Origin of the sequence: Siccibacter colletis (assembly GCF_000696575.1) — a bacterium.
Taxonomy (GTDB): domain Bacteria; phylum Pseudomonadota; class Gammaproteobacteria; order Enterobacterales; family Enterobacteriaceae; genus Siccibacter; species Siccibacter colletis.
The window spans coordinates 314866-334991 of record NZ_JMSQ01000008.1 but is presented as its reverse complement, the minus strand read 5'-3'; the positions used below and the strand labels follow the sequence as shown (position 1 = coordinate 334991).

The 20126-nt window shown below is 56.2% G+C and carries 14 protein-coding genes; 11 read left to right on the top strand and 3 right to left on the bottom strand.

The window, feature by feature from the left end:
- Nucleotides 1-218 precede the first annotated feature (218 nt).
- From ibpA to ET34_RS0111645, 6 genes are all read left to right on the top strand, one after another.
- A complete protein-coding gene (ibpA, locus tag ET34_RS0111670; RefSeq protein ID WP_031522234.1) occupies nt 219-632 on the top strand; it encodes a small heat shock chaperone IbpA in 414 nt (137 codons plus the stop codon).
- Nucleotides 633-789: 157 nt separating this feature from the next.
- The gene (gene ibpB, locus ET34_RS0111665) at nt 790-1218 is read left to right on the top strand and encodes a small heat shock chaperone IbpB (protein ID WP_031522232.1); all 429 of its coding nucleotides are present in this window, start codon (nt 790-792) and stop codon (nt 1216-1218) included.
- 104 nt (nt 1219-1322) lie between these two features.
- Nucleotides 1323-2447, top strand: a complete 1125-nt coding sequence (locus ET34_RS21840) for an AAA family ATPase (RefSeq protein WP_031522230.1) — start codon at nt 1323-1325, stop codon at nt 2445-2447.
- The gene (locus ET34_RS22545; RefSeq protein WP_031522229.1) at nt 2444-2905 is read left to right on the top strand and encodes a PIN domain-containing protein; all 462 of its coding nucleotides are present in this window, start codon (nt 2444-2446) and stop codon (nt 2903-2905) included. The genes ET34_RS21840 and ET34_RS22545 overlap by 4 nt, the downstream gene beginning before the upstream one ends.
- 108 nt (nt 2906-3013) lie before the next feature.
- The gene (locus ET34_RS0111650; protein WP_031522227.1) at nt 3014-3361 is read left to right on the top strand and encodes a YidH family protein; all 348 of its coding nucleotides are present in this window, start codon (nt 3014-3016) and stop codon (nt 3359-3361) included.
- Nucleotides 3351-3704, top strand: a complete 354-nt coding sequence (locus ET34_RS0111645) for a DUF202 domain-containing protein (RefSeq protein WP_031522225.1) — start codon at nt 3351-3353, stop codon at nt 3702-3704. The genes ET34_RS0111650 and ET34_RS0111645 overlap by 11 nt, the downstream gene beginning before the upstream one ends.
- Here the strand turns inward: ET34_RS0111645 and emrD are convergent.
- The 3 genes from emrD to tisB all read right to left on the bottom strand — a co-directional run bounded on the left by emrD (nt 3701) and on the right by tisB (nt 6102).
- Complete coding sequence (gene emrD / locus ET34_RS0111640) at nt 3701-4885, bottom strand: multidrug efflux MFS transporter EmrD (protein WP_031522223.1); 1185 nt, start codon at nt 4883-4885, stop codon at nt 3701-3703. The two genes, ET34_RS0111645 and emrD, sit on opposite strands and share 4 nt — an antisense overlap.
- A 173-nt stretch (nt 4886-5058) precedes the next feature.
- A complete protein-coding gene (locus tag ET34_RS0111635) occupies nt 5059-5892 on the bottom strand; it encodes an EamA family transporter (RefSeq protein WP_031522221.1) in 834 nt (277 codons plus the stop codon).
- A 120-nt stretch (nt 5893-6012) separates the two neighbouring features.
- Entirely contained in the window at nt 6013-6102 is a 90-nt protein-coding gene (gene tisB / locus ET34_RS21835; protein ID WP_055725979.1) for a type I toxin-antitoxin system toxin TisB, read from the bottom strand.
- 835 nt (nt 6103-6937) lie between these two features.
- On the opposite strand from tisB, the gene ET34_RS0111620 reads away from it, so the two are divergent.
- The 5 genes from ET34_RS0111620 (at nt 6938) to ET34_RS22535 (ending at nt 20124) form a co-directional block, all read left to right on the top strand.
- Complete coding sequence (locus ET34_RS0111620) at nt 6938-8554, top strand: ShlB/FhaC/HecB family hemolysin secretion/activation protein (RefSeq protein WP_031522218.1); 1617 nt, start codon at nt 6938-6940, stop codon at nt 8552-8554.
- Nucleotides 8555-8606: 52 nt separating this feature from the next.
- Nucleotides 8607-16790: a hemagglutinin repeat-containing protein gene (locus ET34_RS0111615; protein ID WP_031522216.1), complete on the top strand. Its 8184-nt coding sequence runs from the start codon at nt 8607-8609 to the stop codon at nt 16788-16790.
- Complete coding sequence (locus ET34_RS22540; RefSeq protein WP_072002017.1) at nt 16771-17025, top strand: hypothetical protein; 255 nt, start codon at nt 16771-16773, stop codon at nt 17023-17025. Before ET34_RS0111615 ends, ET34_RS22540 begins: the two co-directional genes overlap by 20 nt.
- A gap of 2062 nt (nt 17026-19087) precedes the next feature.
- A complete protein-coding gene (locus ET34_RS20975; RefSeq protein WP_072002015.1) occupies nt 19088-19897 on the top strand; it encodes a VENN motif pre-toxin domain-containing protein in 810 nt (269 codons plus the stop codon).
- Nucleotides 19894-20124 (top strand): hypothetical protein, encoded by a 231-nt coding sequence (locus tag ET34_RS22535; RefSeq protein WP_152548387.1) that lies wholly within the window; start codon nt 19894-19896, stop codon nt 20122-20124. Before ET34_RS20975 ends, ET34_RS22535 begins: the two co-directional genes overlap by 4 nt.
- Nucleotides 20125-20126: the final 2 nt, after the last annotated feature.

The window sequence follows — 20126 nt, the reverse complement described above, 5'->3', positions numbered from 1 at the left end:
GTGATCGTCGCAGTTGTTATGTGAACCTGTCCTGTTCAGTCTACGCAAAGATATGTAAAGCGCCAAAAAAACACACTCATTAGATCTTGAAACGCCTGAAAGCGCACCCATTTTGAGAATGTAGACAACGGAAGCACGCCGACAGGGTGCTTACCTGGACCGCCTGTCCGGTTACCGGAAGGCAATGTAATTTCTCGCTGATTTCAGGAGTCTGTTTTATGCGTAATTTCGATCTCTCCCCGCTTTATCGTTCCGCCATCGGTTTCGATCGCCTGTTCAACCTGCTGGAAAACAACCAGAGCCAGAGCAACGGCGGCTACCCTCCGTATAACGTTGAACTGGTGGACGAAAACCACTACCGCATTGCGATTGCCGTCGCCGGTTTTGCCGAAGGCGAACTGGAGATCACCGCACAGGACAACCTGCTGGTGGTGAAAGGCTCCCACGCGACCGAGCAGAAAGAGCGTACCTATCTTTACCAGGGTATCGCCGAACGCAACTTTGAGCGCAAATTCCAGCTGGCGGAAAACATTCAGATCCGCGGCGCTAATCTGGTGAACGGCCTGCTCTATATCGACCTTGAGCGCGTTATTCCGGAAGCGAAAAAACCGCGCCGTATCGAAATCAATTAATGATTCGGGTCGCGAAAGCGGCCCTGAAAAATGTGCTTGCCGAACGGGAGCACTGGCGAACCTGCGTTCGCTATTAACCTGCACCTTTTCCCTGCGGCTTAGTGCCGAACCGGGAACCCGTGCGAACTCGCTTCTCAGAAGGAGACAGAACATGACTATTCGTAACTACGATTTATCCCCGCTGCTGCGTCAATGGATTGGCTTTGACAAACTGGCAAACGCCCTGCAAAGCACCGCTGACAGCCAGACCTTCCCGCCTTATAACATCGAAAAAAGCGACGATAACCACTATCGCATTACGCTGGCGCTGGCGGGATTCCGTCAGGAAGATCTGAACGTCCAGCTGGAAGGGACGCGGCTGACCATCTCCGGTACGCCGGTAAAACCGGAAAAAGAGCCGAAATGGCTACATCAGGGGCTGGTATCCCAGCCGTTCAGCCTGAGCTTTACGCTGGCTGAACATATGGAAGTCTCCGGCGCGACCTTCACCAACGGCCTGCTGCACATCGACCTGGTGCGCAACGTGCCTGAAGAGATCGCCCCGCAGCGCATCGCCATCAGCGAGCGCCCGGCGCTCAACAGCTAACCGGCTGATGTAAAAAACAAAGGCTCCCGACGGGAGCCTTTTTTGTTTTTTGCCCCGGCAATCAGGAAGGGATACACTGCGTTGAAACGCATCAGGGGGCTGACATGTCGGGCAAAAAAGTAGAATTCGAAGGGCTTACCGGAGTAGGAAAGGTTCAGTTGGATCTGGAGCCAGACCAGCAGGTTTATACTTTTATTGGCGCTAACGGCGTTGGTAAAACGAAAACCCTTGAAGCGCTGTTTCAGCTCTATTTTTTTAGTCATGAGCTTATTTCTGGCCTCGATAAAAGCGTTAATGGCTCCATATTACGCGCCAGCTCCTTTTCAACAGATCGGCTTTCAATAATATTTTCTGATAAAAGAAAAAACTGGCCTGCGGTCAGGCATATCTATCAAGGCGATTACCGTCATTCGGTGCCTTGCTTATTTCTGGGAGCGCAAGTACGTGGGGCGATTAAACATAATAATAGTACGTATGTTCAAATCATGGGCGCGCTGAGGCAGCGTCGGGAAGGCTATCTCACCAGTATCCTGGAAACAATGGAAGATAATTTTGGCGCCATGAATATGGACGTCAATATTGAAGAGTGGTTCATCACCCAGGCACGATCGGCAAACCCTTATCAAAAGCAGGACGATAATCGGGAAGTGGAACTTAAAACAGTTCTGCGCTTACTACATGAAATCGATGACAGAATAGATCCTGAATTCCTCGAAATCAGCGGCGACGAACGGGTAAGTTTCAAAATTGAGAACGATAAACGCGAATTAAGCCAGCTTAGCTCAGGCTTCGCTTCCATCCTGAAGCTTATTCAGGCAATCGTCTCCGGCTATGGGTACTTCACCAACGAAACGCAGCTTCAGAAGGTAAAAGGGATCGTTCTGATAGATGAAATAGAGAGCCATCTGCATTTGTCGTGGCAAGCCAATATTATACCCCTTTTGAAACGGCTTTTCCCCAATACCACGTTCTACATAACAACCCACTCCTCGGTAGTGTTATCCCAACTGAAAGAGGGCGAAGCCTACAACCTTTATCGTAATGATGAGGGCGTGGTGAAATCGCAAAAGATCCCCGCACCAAATAAAGCGGCACTTGCTGATATTTTAAAGAATGTTTTCAACGTTGACCTGAACCAGATGAAACTTGAAAACAACAGCGTTATCGAACAGCAGGACGCTAAAAAAAGCCTTCTTGCTCTGCTCAGAAAGCAGGAGGATAAACAATGACAAGGAAAGTCTTACTCGACGCTAACCTGCTGATTGCCGCCTTTGACCGAAGCGGGAATACTGCGCCCGACATGAAGCAGCGTGCTATCCAGCAGCTTGAGACACTGGTGCAAGAGCCGGACATCGTGCTGTTCATTACCCCGCTGATTCGCTATGAAGTATTACGCGGTATCGCCTGGCAGGATGCGCATATCTGGTGTGAAATTGCAGATATTCTGGATGAATTTCCGGAGCTGGAAATTACTCGCGATATTTCCGATCTCTCGGCGAACCTGTTCCGCTTCGATAAACATGAAGCTGAATCAAAAACAGAGAAACGCAATCTCGACAAACGTAAGTTTGATGTTTTCCATTTTTGCTGTGCGCATTGCAATGGCCTCGATATTTACTCTAATGACAGCGACATAGGCAACGTGGGCCAGCTACATCAGCGCTATATGTCGGCTTTAGCGATGTAATACAAAGGCTCCCGACGGGAGCCTTTTTTGTTTGCCGGACGCGAACATCTGGTCACTTCCCGGCCAAAGCCAGTACACTTCCTGCAACCGTGACGTACAGGAGTGAGCATGAAAACCACCTTGCCGGGCGACGCGCCGGACTACCGCTTTTCGCTGGCCAATGAACGCACCTTTCTGGCGTGGATCCGTACCGCGCTGGGCTTCCTTGCCGCCGGCGTCGGGCTGGATCAGCTAGCCCCCGAATTCACTACGCCATTGCTGCGCGAGAGCCTGAGTCTGCTGCTGTGTCTGTTCGCCGGCGTGCTGGCGCTGTATGGCTATCTGCGCTGGCTGAACAATGAAAAAGCGATGCGCCTGAAGCAGGACATGCCCTATACCGGGATGCTGAAGTTAATCAGCGTGGTGATGGCGCTGGTAGCGCTCGCCATGATAGCGCTGGTGCTCTATGGCCGATAGCCGCCGGGCGCGGCGACTGGCGGACCCCGGCCTGCAGCCGGAGCGTACCTCGCTGGCGTGGCTGCGCACCCTGCTGGGTTACGGCGCGCTGCTGGCCCTGGCGCTACGCCAGAAAGGCCCGGAAGCGGGCATCTGGCTGTGGGGTGTGCTGCTGGCGCTGGTGCTGGTGACCGGGCTGCTGTGGCGCTACGCCCGCCAGCGCAATCTGATGGACGTGGCGCTGAGCGACTTCACTTCCGCGCGGTCAATGCGCGCGCGGCTGATCGTCGCGCTGGCGGTGGTCGCCCTGTCACTGCTGTTTGTCGCTACCCATCTGCGGGCAATCCTTAGGTTACTGTCTTAGACCGGCTGCTGATGTTGCTCATCGCGCGCCGCCAGCGGCAGCCAGCAGAGCAGGATCAGCATTCCCGTTGCGGTCATCAACATGCCGAGGCTGCCCTGGCCCTGCTGCGGAAGCTGGGCGGAAACCCAGGCCAGCAACCCGGCACCGGTATTTTGCAAACCACCAATCAGCGCCCCGGCGGTGCCGGCAAGAAACGGGAACGGCTCCATCGCGCCGCTGGTGGCAAGCGGAAACAGCATCCCGGCCCCGAAGAAGAACAGCGCGGCCGGAACCAACAGCGTCCAGACGTTCATCACCCCGAACCAGGCGGGCAGCCACATCAGCACGCCAGCGATAAGGCAGCTCAGCACCCCCTGCCACATCATGCCGGTAAAGCGTTTCGTCTGACGACCGGCAAACCAGGCTCCGAAAAACGCCGCTGGCACCGGCAGAATAAACAGCACGCTGACCGCAAAGCTGCTGAACCCGAGACCTGCACCCAGCAGCACGCCCGCGCTGGCTTCAAACACCGCGATCCCGGCCAGTGCGCCAATCAGCATCAGCAGATAACAGGCAAACGACGCGCGGCTGAACAACATGCGGTAGCTGGTCAGCAGTTGAGTGCGGGGCGCATCCGCCGGACGGGTTTCCGGCATCCAGCGCGCCATGCTGAACGTCACCACCACGCACAGCGCCAGCAGGAATCCGTAGCAGGCGCGCCAGCCCCAGACCGTACCGAGCAGGCCGCCAATCAGCGGAGCCAGCAGCGGACTGACCAGAATCCCCATGTTCAGCAGGCTGTTCGCTCTGCGCAACCCGGTGCCGGAATAGAGATCGCGTGGCATAGTGCGGGCCATCACCCCGCCCACGCCGGTGCCCACACCCTGCAGGGCGCTGGCGGCAATCAGCACCGTCAGGCTTGAGGTGTACAGCGCCAGCACGGTTGCCAGCATAAATATTGCCATCCCGAAGAGGATCACCGGGCGACGCCCGATGCGGTCGGCAATCGGCCCGTAAACCAGCTGGGAAATGCCATAGGTAAAGAGGTAGGCCGCCATCACGCGCTGGACTTCGCCGTCGCGCACGTGGAAGTCATACGCCATATCCGCTACTGCCGGGATCCAGATGGTTTGTGCCATCTGGCCTACCGCCACCAGCAGCACCAGCATCAGCAACAGGTTCAGGTTATTGTTCGTTTTCATTTCGATGAATACTTTATGAAATCTCAGGAAAGGAGCATAAGGTTCTGGACAAATAGCTAAATGCGAGTGAAATCTACCACAACCGTGGCGACCTTCCACTCAGGCGCGAAGATATATCAGGACGTAGCAGGCAGGATTAGTACACGCTTTCGGCAAGCAATGTTGCCAGCGGCTCAGGCAAGCCGTAGCAGCATAGCGCCAGCCGCGATACCGCAGATGGCGAGGATGCGCAGGCCGCGCAGGTGTTCTTTAAGGATAAAGAAGGCCAGCAGCGCGCCGAACAGGATGGAGGTTTCGCGCAGCGCCGCCACGATCGCCAGCGGCGCCTGAGTCATCGCCCACAGCGCCAGGCCATAGGAGCCCATCGTACCTACGCCGCCGAGCACGCCCTTCTTCCAGTGGCGCGCCATGTAGTGCGACACCTCGCGGCGACGGGAGACCATCGCCCAGGCCAGCAGGCAGAAGCCGTTCATCAAAAAGGTCCACAGCGTGTAGCCGAGCGCGGTGCCGGAGAGGCGCACGCCGGTGCCATCAACCAGCGTATAACCGGCGATAAAACAGGCATTGCACAGCGCCAGCACGATCCCACGCCGGGAGCGGGCGCGGCCGTTGAATGCCATCAGCAGAATGGCGCAGCAAATCACGGCGATACCGAGCCAGGCCAGCGGCGACAGGCTGTCATGCAGCGCCAGCACGCTAATAACCGCCACCAGCAGCGGTGCGGTGCCGCGCATTAAGGGGTAGGTCTGGCTCATGTCCGATACCTGATAGGTCTTCGCCACCAGCACGGTATATACCACCTGCAGGGCGCAGCTAACTGCCAGATACGGTGCGCTTTCCCAGCTCGGCTGTGGGGAGAATGGCAGCAGGATGAGGGCGATCAATGCCGCCGAACCGCTGACGCTAATGGCGGCATAGAGTTTATCGCTGCCGGCTTTAACGATGGCGTTCCAGGTGGCGTGCAGCAGGGCGGCAAACAGCAGAACGCAGAATACGGTCAGGGTCATAGTGATGCGCACGCAGGTTAATGTAATAAAAATGTAACACAACGGGCGACAACGCGACCAGCGGGAGATTATTAAAGAGGGGCGGTTGCCCGCCCCTCTTAGTTGCGGCTTGAACCTGATTCAGCGAAAGAACTTCAGGACAGCATCAAGCAGTTGCAGTACAGCAACAATGAGTTTCAGGATAAGAATTGCCAAATCCACTCCGCCCATACGCGTCTCCTCAGGTAAAGGAGCACCAGCTGGCTTACCTCTCCGCCGCCTGTAACCAGCTGTTTTGTTGGCGTAACACAGTGTGCTCTCTCGGGGCTAAGGCACTGACGGCACCACCCGTTTCAGCCAGGACTTGTATTGCGCCCGTATACACGCGGCCCCCGTATCGCACCTCTGCGTCAGCCAAACCAGTATAATAAAGTACTGTATAAATGAACAGTATATATTCGACAAAAAAGGTGGCCTCGCCCATACTCTGAATGGCTCACCAGGCGGCGCTAAAATTGCAGCCAAGCTAAATTCGTCGTATAGTTACGCTGTTGACGTAACACAGTGTGCTCTGCGGTTACCACCCGCAAGTCCTGAATAAAAACCTCGCTCCGGCGGGGTTTTTTGTTTCCGGACCACCCCCTACCTTTTCTGGTAGGTTTTTTCACATTTTTAACCTGTTTCTCACCCCTTCTGGCACTGCGGCTACTTAAGTAAAACCGTTGATTAAGCGAAATTTTTTTCGCCCACGGCCCGGCTCAAATCCCCGAATCTGGCACTAATCGGAAAATGGTTTCGTTAAAGCCACATTTATTTACACAACTTCACAGTTCCCCTATCATCGCGGCGTTTGTTTAGTTATTAAGCACCTGTGTATTTAAAAAGAGATGTTCCAGGGATGACGCACTGCATGTTCTCAGGGGAAGCCCTGGATAAAAAAACGCCGTTTTATCGGGCGCTTCTGACCATTGCGATGGTGGTTTCCCCTGCGCTTTACGCCGCCCCCGCCCCCACGGCCGCCCCGATGCCGGCCGCCGCCGCTGCCCAGGCCACACTGCCTCAGCGGATGCTGGAAAACCGTGGTGAGAGGCTGTTCCAGAATCAACAGCAGCGCCAGCGTGCGCTGGAAGAAACCCTGACACCGCCAACCCCGGATGTCCGTCTTTCTCCCCCGGCTTCCTCGTTCGGACGTATCACCTTTGAGCCGGAAACCCCCTGTTTCCGGATTGACCGGGTTGAGCTGAGCGGTCAGGAGGCGTTGCCCCACTGGCTGCCCCTCCAGCGTCTGGCGCGGCAGGGTGAAGGGCACTGCCTTGGCGGGAAAGGCATCAACCTGCTGATGAGCACTTTGCAAAACCGGCTTATCGATCACGGGTACATCACCACCCGTGTGCTGGCCCCGGATCAGGACTTAACCCGCGGCACCCTGTCGCTGGTGATCCTGCCAGGACACGTCCGCGAGGTGAAACGCACCCCGGACAGCGACCGCTATCTGACGCTTTACAGTGCCTTCCCGGCTCACGCTGGCAACCTGCTTGACCTGCGCGACATCGAACAGGGGCTGGAAAACCTGCAGCGGTTGCCGACGGTGGAAGCGAGCATGGAGATCGTGCCTGGCGAGCAGCCGGGCGAGAGCGATATCGACGTGAAATGGCAGCAGAGCAAGATGTGGCGTCTGGGCGCGTCGCTGGATGATTCCGGCTCGCGCAGCACCGGGCGCTACCAGGGCGGCCTGACCCTGTCGCTGGATAATCCGCTTTCCCTGAGCGACCTGTTCTACATCTCCGGCTCGCGCAGCCTGCACGATCGCGGCGACAAGGGCAGTAAAAACGTCACCACGCATTACTCTGTGCCGTTTGGTTACTGGATGGCGGGCGTGACGTACAGCGACTACGACTATCGCCAGACCGTCGCGGGCCTGAACGAGGATTACCGCTACAGCGGGAAACGCAAAAACCTCGACGTCCAGCTCAGCCGCGTGCTGCACCGCAGTGGTACGCAGCGGACGACCCTCACTGCCGACGTCCTCACCAGCGAGTCGCGTAACTTTATTGATGATACCGAGGTGCAGGTACAGCGCCGTCAGACCGCCGGCTGGCGTGTGGGGCTTCAGCACCGTCACTACATTGGCCAGAGCACCCTGGATGCGGGCGTCAGCTATCAGCGCGGCACCCGCTGGTTCGGCGCGATCCCGGCCCCGGAAGAGTACAGCGGCGAAGCCACCGCGCTGAGCAAAATCGTCTCGCTGAACGCCGGGCTGGACGTGCCGTTCACGCTTTACGGTCAGTCGTTCCGCTACAACGTGCAGTATCAGCGCCAGATGAGCTCCACGCGCCTCACTCCGCAGGAGGAGTTCGCCATCGGTAGCCGCTGGTCGGTACGCGGCTTCGACGGGGAGCGCACCCTCAGCGCCAGCCGCGGCTGGTTTGTGCGCAACGATCTGGCCTGGCAAACGCCGCTCCCGCAGCAGGAATTATATGTAGGTGCCGACTATGGCGAAGTCGGCGGCAGCACCAGCAACGGCTTGCTGATCGGCAAACATCTGGCCGGTGGCGTGGTGGGCCTGCGCGGCAACGCGTTTAACACTGGCTACGACCTGTTCGCAGGGGTGCCGTTCTCCCGACCCGACGGCTTCCAGACCAGCCACTACACGCTCGGTTTCAGCCTGAACTGGAGTTACTGATTTACGCTTTTCGTGGCGGCCCGGCGCTGCCACACGCAACAGGGATTTAAGGATGAACAAGAATCTGTATCGTATCGTGTTCAACAAAGCGCGCGGTATGTTGATGGTAGTGGCAGAGATCTCCCGGAGCTGTCGTGCGGTAGCCTGTCCGGCATCCGGCCCGTCCTGCGTGCAGCGCCAGTGCGTAACGCGCCTGCGCGCCGTCTCCTTTGGTCTGCTGCTGGCGTTAGGTGCCGTGCAGCCGGCGGCGGCCAATATCGTGGCCGATCGCAACGCGCCAGGGAATCAGAAACCCACCATCCTCAACAGCGCCAACGGTACGCCACAGGTCAACATCCAGACGCCGAGCAAAGCCGGGGTCTCGCGCAACGTCTACAGCCAGTTCGACGTCAACAGCAAAGGCGCCATCCTTAACAACAGCCGCAAAAACGTCGCGACCCAGCAGGGCGGCATGGTAGCGGCGAACCCGTGGCTGGCGCGCGGCGAAGCTAAAATCATCCTCAACGAAGTGAACTCCCGCGACCCAAGCCGCCTGAACGGCTACATCGAAGTGGCCGGGAAAAAAGCTCAGGTGGTGATCGCCAACCCGTCGGGCATCACCTGCGACGGCTGCGGCTTCATCAATGCTAACCGCGCCACCCTGACAACCGGTCAGGCGCAGCTCAAAGACGGCAATCTCACCGGCTACGCGGTTAACAAAGGCGAGATCGTGATTCAGGGCAAGGGCATGGACAGCTCCCGCCAGGATTACACCGACATCATTGCCCGCTCAACCAAAGTAAACGCCGGGCTATGGGCAAAGGATCTGAAAGTCACCACCGGGGCGAACAACGTTGATGCCGCCCACGATCGCATCGAGGCGAAGGCCGCCGATGCGGCGACCCGCCCACAGCTGGCGGTGGACGTGGCAAACCTCGGCGGGATGTATGCCGGGAAAATCCGTCTTACCGGCACCGAAGCCGGGGTCGGGGTGCGCAATGCCGGGAATATCGGCGCGCAGGCGGGCACCGTCGTGGTGACCGCCGATGGCCGCATTGAGAACAGCGGCAACATCAACAGCAGCGGCGACATGCAGCTGGCGGGTAATGGCGTTACCAACAGCGGCCATCTGTTCGCGGGCGGTAACGCGGCGGTGACCAGCCGTGGCGATGTCGACCACAGCGGTAGCCTCGCCGCCACCGGCAACACGACAGTGACCGGCTCGCGCATCACCGCCAGCAAAACCAGCACCCTCGCCGCCGGTATTCGCAACGACGGCAGCATCGGTACGCAGGGCGACCTGCGCCTCTCCAGCGACGGCAAGCTCAGTATGCACGGTGAAAACCTGACCGCTGGCGCGCTCACTACCCGCAGCAACGGCCTCGATGCCAGCGGCAGCCGTACCAGCGCCCGCGCTGCGACGCTCGACGCCGGTAACGGCGATCTCGATCTGCGTCAGGCACAGGTTGTCGCCACCGATAGCCTTGATGCGCGCAGCGCCGGGACGCTCAATAACGACGGCGGTGCGCTCAATGCGAAACGCGTTGCGCTAACCGCGCACGACCTCTCTAACCAGCAGGGCGAGATCGTCCAGACCGGCGACGAAGACATGACGCTGGCCCCGGCGGGCTCGCTGAACAACGGCAGCGGGCGCATCGCCACCAATGCCAGAAATCTCACCCTCGACGCCGGAAATATTGATAACCGCAAAGGTGAAATCGTTCACGCCGGGAAAGGCACCCTGGCGGTAACCACTCCGCGCTTCAGCGGTGATGAGGGCGAGATCGCCTCGGCAGGCGCGCTGACGGCAAAGGTCGGCGATCTGCAACTCAATAACGCCACCACCAGCGCAGACAATATCACCCTTGATGCCGGTAACCTGTCGCACCGCGGCGGGCAGCTGGTGCAGAAAGGCACGGGCGATATGCACGTCACCGCCACCGGCGCGCTGGATAACGACGGCGGCGCGATCGAGAGCAATGGCGCTGTCCGGCTCGGTGCCGATACGCTGAACAACCGCAATGGGAGCCTTATCGCCGCCGGAGAAGGCAGCCTGACCGCGCGCGCCAGCAACCTGCTGAATAACGAGGCCGGGACCATCGCCGCCAACAGCGATGTCGATTTGACGGCGGGTGCCCTGAATAACCGCAGCGGCAAGACGGCCGCGCTCGGCAAGGGCAACCTGACTGCGCAGGTCAATGGTGCGGTGGACAACACCGGCGGCGTGCTGACGGCCAATAACGGCGTGACGCTCACCGCTGGCAGCCTCGATAACCGCACCGGACAGCTGGTAGCATCCGGCGATGGCGGGCTGATCGCCACCGTTAACGACACCATCAACAACGATGGCGGCACGCTTGCTGCCGATGGTGACGTGGAGCTTAACGCCGCAGCGCTCAGCAACCGCAGCGGGAAAACCATCGCCGCCGGGGACGGCAATCTTACGGCCCGCATCGGCGGTGCGGTGGATAACGCCCAGGGCACGCTGGTGGCGGGCAACAACCTCGATCTGCAGGCCGGTTCGCTGGGCAACAGCGGCGGCGTGTTCGGCAGTAATCAGAACGCCGTGCTGCGCACCCGTGAACTCGACAACGCCGACGGCTCGGTGCAGGCCGGGCAGGCGCTGACCCTCGACGGCAGCGATGCGCCGCTGACGGTGAATAACCGCGCCGGCAACCTGGTCGCCGGCCAGCGCCTCGACCTTAACGCCAGCGCCCTGAGCGGCGACGGCAAAGTGCTCTCCGACGGCGATATGAACCTTACCCTCGCCCAGGGCTTTACCAACCAGAGCCAGATGGTGGCGAACGGTGCACTGTCGCTGAGCAGCGGCGGACACGTCGATAACCAGGGCAAGCTGCTGGCAGGCAAAAGCCTGACGCTCAATGCCGCCAGCGCCAGCAACGCCGCAGGCGCTGAACTGGGCGGCGGCGAAACGCACCTGATTCTGAACGATACGCTCACCAACCGCGGGCTGATCGACGGTTCGCTGACCCACATCCAGGCCGGCACCCTGAACAACCTCGGCAGCGGGCGGCTGTACGGGGATCGCATTGCGCTGCAGGCCGGTACGCTGAATAACGCGGCGGAAAACGGCGTCGCCGGGACCATCGCGGCGCGCGATCGGCTGGATATTGGCGCGGGCAATCTCAACAACAGCGGCCACGGCCTGATCTACAGCGCAGGCGCGATGGCGATCGGCGGTGCGCTGGATGCAGCCTTTAACGCTGTCGGCCGCGGCGCCATGCTCATCAACCGCGGGGCGACCATCGAGTCGGGCGGCGACATGCGCATCGACATGAGCCAGATCCAGAACCTCAATAACAATCTGGTCACCGAAGTGGTGGTCAGCGAGGTCTCCCGCCATCATGACGCGGTACTGAAAGGCAAACGGGATCGCTTCGACTGGAGCCAGGTCAATACCAGTAAAAAGAACAAATACGGGGTTCACACCGCGAAGATGCCTGACGGCACCAGCGGCAGCGAGTTCTACGAATACAACTACACCCGCACCGTGCAGGAGACGCGGGTGAAAGAGAGCGATCCGGGCAAAATCATCTCCGGGGGCAATCTCACCATCAACAGCGATCTGCTGCACAACAAGGACAGCCAGATCGTCGCCGCCAAACTGCTGGCCGGCACCATCAGCGTACTGAATAACGACGCCACCACCGGCGTGAAAATCATCACCGACGTCGGGTCGCAGACGCGCTGGTATGCCAAGAAGAAGAAAAGAAAACTCGGCGGCACCAAAACCTCGCAGGGCAGAAGCACCAGCGACTATCGCCCGGCGGCGGTCACCCAGACTATCTCACTCAACACCCTCGCCTGGGAGAGCAATGGCGCGGTGCAGGGCAGCGGCGCCGCCCCTGGCGGACGCAATACCGGGCAGTTTGCCCAGCCGGTTTCCCTGACCTTTAACGGCTCGCAGCCGGTGCATCTGGCACCGGGCCAGAGCTGGGAAGTGGGCCAGAACGTGCAGGACGCATCCGGCAACACGCCGGATCGCCTGGTGCGCACCAGCGGCGTGAACACCCGTCTGCCGTCCGCCAGCCTCTATACCGTGCACGCCTCGCCGACCAGCAACTACCTGATCGAAACCGACGCGCGTTTCACCAACGAACGTACCTGGCTCAGCTCGGATTACATGCAGAAAGCGCTGTCGCCCAACGGGGATGTCACGCTGAAACGCCTCGGCGACGGCTTCTATGAGCAGCAGCTGATCCGCGATCAGGTCGCTAACCTCACCGGACAGCGCTACCTCAGCGGTTTTGATGACGACAACGCCCAGTACAAAGCGCTGATGGATGCGGGCATTGCCTTTGCGAAGGCGCATAACCTGACCGCGGGCGTGGCGCTCAGCCCGGAACAGATGGCCCTGCTCACCTCCGACATGGTGTGGATGGTCACCGAAACCGTGCAGCTGGCGGACGGCACCAGCCAGCAGGTGCTGGTCCCGCAGGTTTACGTGCGGGTGAAAGACGGCGACGTTGACGGCAGCGGTTCGCTGCTGGCGGGCAACCGCGTCGCCTTGCAGACCGGCGAGCTGAACAACAGCGGCACCCTGCTGGGCCGCGATTTGACTGCGCTCAGCGGCAACAACATCACCAACAGCGGCACGATCCGCGGCAGCAATATCGACATCGCCGCCCTGACCGACTTCAGCAATATCGGCGGCACGCTGCTGGCCGATGACGCGCTGCAGATCCGCGCCGGACGCGATCTCACCAGCACCAGTACTGTGCGCGGCGATGCGGCGAACCGTCACCTGGATCGCACCGCGGGGATTTACGTGCAGAACGACGGCGGCAAACTGGTGCTGCAGGGCGTCAACGACGTTAACCTCGCCGCCACGCTGGTGGGCAACAACGGCAAAGAGAGCACCACCACCATTGCCGCAGGCAATAACATTAACCTCGGCACCATTACCACCACGCACAGCGAGCGCGGCGACTGGGGCAAGGATAACTATCGCGACCTGACGGAGCGTAACGAGGTTGGCAGCCAGATCGCCGGCAACGGCAACGTGACGCTCTCGGCGGGCAACGACCTTAACGCGCGTGCTGCCACGGTCGATGCCGGGGAGGCGCTGACCGCCACCGCCGGACACGATCTCAACATCACCGCGGGCGAGTCGGCGTATCACCTTACCGAACACAGCAAGCAGACCAGCAAAGGCTTCCTCTCCGCGCAGTCGCTGGAGACCCACGATGACGTGCGGGCGACAGAGTCCGTCGCCAGTAATTTCACCGGCGACAAGGTGACGCTGCTGGCCGGGAACGACCTGGCGGTACGCGGCAGCAACGTGGCGGGTGACGGCGACGTGCGTCTCGGGGCGGGCAACAACCTGACCATCGATACCGTTGAGGAGCACCGGCAGGAGAACCATCAGCGCAAAGAGAGTAAGTCCGGCCTGATGGGCACCGGCGGTATTGGCTTTACCGTGGGTAGTCAGAGCCTGAACACCACCGATGACGGTAAGAGCATCAGCCACGCCATCAGCACCGTGGGCAGCAGCCAGGGCAACCTGACGCTGCAGGCCGGCAACGATCTCAACGCCCGCAGCGCTGAGCTTATCGCCGGGCAGGATATGACGCTGGAAGGCAAAAACATCGCCATCACCGCCGCGGCTGACTATAACGAGCAGACCCACAAGGTGGAGCAGAAGCAGAGTGGCTTCACCCTGGCGCTTTCCGGCACGGTAGGCAGCGCGGTGAATACCGCCGTTGAGACCGCGCACCAGGCGCAGTCCAGCGGCAACGGACGCATTGCCGCCCTGCAGAACACCAAAGCGGCGCTGACCGGCATCCAGGCGGCGCAGGCCGCTCGGCTGGCAATGGCGCAGGCCGGCACGCCAGCCGCCTCCGATAACACCGTCGGCGTCAGTCTCTCTTACGGCTCGCAGTCCTCATCGTCCACCCAGCACAGCGAACAGACCACCGCGCGCGGCGGCAGCCTGACCGCCGGGGATAACGTCAACATCACAGCCACAGGCTCCGGCGCGAAGGGCGTGGACGGCGACATCCTGATGCAGGGCGCAACGGTGCAGGCCGGTAAGGATGTGAACCTGACTGCCAACCGCGACATCAACCTGGTGTCGGCGCAGAACACCCAGCAGCAGACCGGGAGCAACAAGAGCAGCGGCGGCAGCGTGGGCGTCGGCATTGGCGCAGGGTCCGGCGGCTGGGGCATTAACGTGTCCGCCAGCGTTAACCAGGGCAAGGGCAGCGAGAAAGGCAACGGCACCACCCATACCGAGACGCTGGTTAACGCCGGAGACACCGTCAACCTGACCAGCGGACGCGACACCACCCTGACGGGCGCGCAGGTCAGCGGCGAGACGGTGAAGGCCGATGTTGGCCGCAACCTGACGCTGACCAGCGAGCAGGACAGCGACCGCTACGACTCGAAACAGCAGAATGCCAGCGCGGGCGGCAGCTTTAACATCGGATCGATGAGCGGCTCGGCCAGCGTCAGCCTCAGCCGCGACAAGATGCACAGCAACTACGACAGCGTGGTTGAGCAGACCGGGATCTACGCCGGGAAAGGCGGCTTCGACGTCACCGTGGGCGAGCACACCCAGCTTAACGGCGCGGTTATCGGCTCCACCGCCAGCGCGGACAAAAACCGCCTCGACACCGGCACCCTGGGCTTCAGCGACATCCACAACCAGGCGGATTACAAGGTTGAGCACCAGAGCATCGGCCTGAGCACCGGGGGCAGCATCGGCAGCCAGTTTGCCGGTAACCTGGCGAACACCATGCTGGCGGGCGTGAATGAGGAAGGGCACGACAGCGGCACCACCCGGGCGGCGGTGAGCGACGGTACCCTCGTGATTCGCGACCAGGACAAGCAGGGCCAGGACGTGGCGCAGCTCAGCCGCGACGTGGAGCACGCCAACGGCTCGATTTCGCAGATATTCGATAAAGAGAAAGAGCAGCAGCGCATCCAGCAGGCGCAGCTGGTGGGCGAGATGGTGAGCCAGGCGACGGACATCGTGCGCAGCGAGATGGCGATTCACGCCACCGAAGCGGCGAAAGCGAAGCTGGCGACGGCGTCAAAGGATGACCTGGATAAGGCGCGTCAGGACATCCTGGATAAAAACGCGAAAGCGAACCCGGATGCGAAAGATATCGCCTCCCAGGCCTACCAGAACTATTACGATGCGGAAGTGAAAGCGAGCGGCTTCGGAGTAGGCGGAACCTATTCCCGGGTGATGGACACCGCGGGCGCGGTGATTAAGGGGCTGGCAGGTAATGACCTGGGCGCCGCGCTGGCCGGCGGTGCCGCACCGTGGATAGCGGACTTTATCGGGCATAAATCCGAACTCGATAATGCAGGAAAAATCGCGGCGCACGCGGTGGTCAATGCCGCCCTTGCCGCCGCCCAGGGCCAGAACGCCGCCGCAGGTGCCGCGGGCGCGATAACCGGCGAACTGACGGGCATGATTGCCGCCGAGATGTACGGCAAGAAGGCAGGCGCACTCACCGAAAGCGAAAAAGAAACCGTCTCCGCACTGGCCACCCTGGCGTCGGGCCTCGCCGGTGGACTGGTGGGCGACAGCACCCAGAGCGCGGCCTACGCAGCCCAGACCGGGAAGACGACGGTTGAGAATAATAACATGGGTGATGGCTGGAATTATTTCCTGCCCCCACCGGTACAGGTTAATGGTCAGGCTCAGGTGTCACTGGTGACCAATACAAATCTTACGGATGATAGCGGGAAGGTGCTTAATCCAGCGACAGAAGAACAGATCCGGTATGCATCAGATAAACTGGTAACCGGAACGCTGCCCGATGGCGCTAATATCACGAAAGTGATAGTTGAGGGTTATACCGATGGCGTTCTTATCGCTGGGGCGTGGTACCTGGGGCCAGCGGCATCGGTGGGTAAAGTTGTGGGTGGTGGAGTTGTCGCATGGGGGGCAAATGGTGCATATCAATACTATGATTTGAGTCAACCGGGTAATGAGAAAAAATCTTGGGATTACAAGGGGAGTGCCGCTTCATTCGCAACCGGAATGTTAGCCCCGGGACGTAAAATTATTCCTAATGTCGCCATTGGCATGGGAGGAGCATTATTTACCGATGGTCCAGATGCAGGTTCTCTTAGCGGTGCAGGCCTAGGGGGGCTCGCAGGGGGATTATTTAGCCAATTTTCTCCATTGCCGGGCGAGGTAAATGATATTATTTCATCGCTTGGTGGCGAATTTATAAGTAATAAAGTAAAGGATGGAATTAATGAAAAAGATAAAAAGTAAACCGAAAGCTACATTCAAAAATTTTATATTGAGCGTATTTTACTATGCCGCTTGTTTTTTCGTATTTATTTTTTTAGTTAATAATGTGTTTATTGAGTTGATTACTCATGGTAGACCAAATATCACTCGTAAAGAGTTTGATTATCTTTTGGTAGGAAGCTTTATTGTAGGGGTTGCATGTGGTTGCAGAGTGTGGTTATTTACAAAAATTGATGAGCGTAATGAGAAAAAGTGAACTGGATAATGTAACAACCATTTAATAATGGGTTTACTCCATAATCAATTGTAAGGAATCGAGCCATATATCATGAATGTTAATGTTAAATGATTGGGTGAATAATTGAAATAAAAAACATACACATCGATAATTAATTCACCAAGAAATATATAAAGCGATAGGGGGTAGCGCTTTAAACATTGTGCGACAATATTACTGATTATGACGCGGTCATAACAAGGATGAATATAAAAAAACCAGCATAGCGAACGAGCCAAATTAGGGTGGAGGTAATCGCTATTTAAATTATGATCAAAAAATAGCATTCATTATCATCAATAATTATTAATAGCGCCCTATGTGCTAAGAAAAATTTTTTCAGCTATCTGATGCTGTAGAAAACCTCCTTCACTGTGTCGGCAGTGGCGAATTGCCCCGGTGGTGCTGTGTCCAGAGGGTAGTAAGAATAGAAACAATTATACATTAAAGGACAAACAATATCCTTGAAGCTATTGGTGGATCTCTATCGAGTGAATATTTTGGTAATCAAGTTAAAGACAAACTTAAAAAGCTGAAAATGAAGATAAGTAAAAATATCGTTTTATGTTTTTATAGTTATAAGTCTTGTTTTCTGCGCATGCTATCTGCAATTTCCTATTTTTTAGTTCACGTTCAGGGTTTATGGCAATATGATTGCTTCTTTCGGATGAAATTTTTCGGTAATACAATTAAGGAAGAATTTATTGAAAAGAAAAAATAAAATTACGATAAAGCTTTTGCTTTTGGGAATACTTTATCTATTTATATGCTGTGTTTTCTTTTTTTCAATTGCTTTAATAGGCATAAAGCTTGTTATTCATCATCGCATGCTCATTGATAAATCCGATGTCGAAAATGTACTAACGGTAAGCTTAATCGCGGCTATAGCAGCGGGCAGCGGATCCTAGTTATTTGCTAAGATAAATGAGTGTCAAAGAAAAAGAGATGAGCATTAAATACCCATTTTACAAGCTAATAATAGATTTTCCTCATAAACGATAGTACTAAGAACACAATTTAAGGCGGCAGGCAGTGAAAATTTTTGTTTTAGGTTGTCGATGCAGCGAGCACCGTGTTGAGAAATTGATTTAATATTCGATTTTTTTGCTGAAACAAAATTTGATAATTTCAGGTTTGGTGGTGCAAAACCAAATTGATTTCTGACCTTATTTTTCAGGTTTTATCGGGGAATCTGACAATGCCTATTCATTTGATGTGGGTTATGGAATAGGTTCGATAGGCTTATTTCCGGTGAGGGGCCATCATTAGCTATAAGTGATGTAAAAACCCGCACACCTTTACGTGAAGTCGATATAAATGGGAAAGCAAACAGAGATATATTACCATGATTTTTGATGGAAGAAGTGATTTGATTTTGGGTTTTGTTATGTTTTCGCTATTGATAGTTTTGGCGATAATTTTTTATTTTTTTGTTTGCAAAGTATTGGGTGGCGCGAGAAAAGGGATGGAATCCTTTTATTTTTTTGACTTTCTTTTTTTCGAAAATAAATTTTTATCGAATTTCTCATCCTTCGTGTTTCTTGTTATTTATATCGTGGGATGTGCTCTTGAATGGGAGCGTGCTTCTATGAGATATATATTAATTTCTGGGGTTGCAACCAATTTACTTTTCTTTATACATTGTCGATGTTTTTCAAATATAAGAATGCAGATTAATGGAAAGGTTATGTTTATAAGGGAGTTGCTTCGCTTAAGATTTAATAACCTGAAATTCTTTTTCCTATGGCTTTCACAAGTATCATATCTTGCTTGTTTATATTTTATAATTTTTAATTAATGTTAACTTATAGTACATTACGAATGAAGTTGGTGGTAAGTCTTTGATCTATATAGACCCCCCTACATGCTTGGAAAAATCAGCGGTAAAGTTATTACTAATAACTGATAGCAAAGCCTTGGCGCGCTCGATAATGCAGCCAAAATCGCGGCACACGCGGTAGTCAATGCCGCCCTCGCCGCCGCCCAGGGCCAGAACGCCGCAGCGGGTGCCGCAGGGGCGATAACCGGCGAACTAACGGACATGATTGCCGCCGAGATGTACGGCAAGAAGGCAGGCGCACTCACCGAAAGCGAAAAAGAAACCGTCTCCGCGCTGGCCACCCTGGCCTCTGGCCTCGCCGGTGGACTGGTGGGCGACAGCACCCAGAGTGCGGCTTACGCCGCACAGACCGGGAAGACGACGGTTGAGAATAATAATCTCGCCAGTGTACTGGCTGCTGCGGAAGGCCATAAACCGGGTACGGTAGAAAAATGGCAAAAAGAACAGCAAGCGGCTATTAAGGAAGCTTGTAGTGGCAATACACCAGTGTCATGCGAGCTGGCTGTAGCTGCAATGGGAACAGCTATGTCTGGCTTTGTTTTACCTTCTGCAATGATCGCAAGCGGTCTAATTAGTGCAGGGGCGGTAGGTGGAATTGATTTGGGGATGAATGGTTCAATTGATCCGAAAAATATAATATCTGCTTACTGGGTCGGTGCTTTGACCAGAGACACAGGTTTTAAATCAACCGTTATGATAAATGCAGCTGGTGGGGCTACTACAAGCTATATAGATGGAAAAAACCCATTCCTGTATGGCACAATTAGCGGCTTAGGTGGGGCAATTGGTTATGGAATAGGTAATAAATTTATTGCTCCAGTTGCTGATGATATCATTAATCCGACCTGGAAGACGTTGCGATGGGATGCTATTGGCATGGGTATTTCTAAACCTGCGGTGTTAAATCCTTTACCTGGGGTTATGGGAACAGTTGGTGGCGGATCTGCTGGTGAAGCATTTAACATCTTGATAGATCCAGCAAATTCCAATATAAAAAAGGATGAGAAATGAATAACAATAAAAAAATTGCTTTATTAATTTTTTTAGTAGTCACATCTGTTCTGACAATGAATTTAATCGCTGTGGTTATATATCTATTAGCAAAAGCATATCTGTATCTATTTCAGGACGTGCCATTGGGTAATTTTCTGTCGGGATTTTTAAGAGCTATTCGAGGTGCATCTATCGGTGGTCTAATAGCGGGTATTGGTTGTTGGTTTCTTTATTTAAAAAAATAACA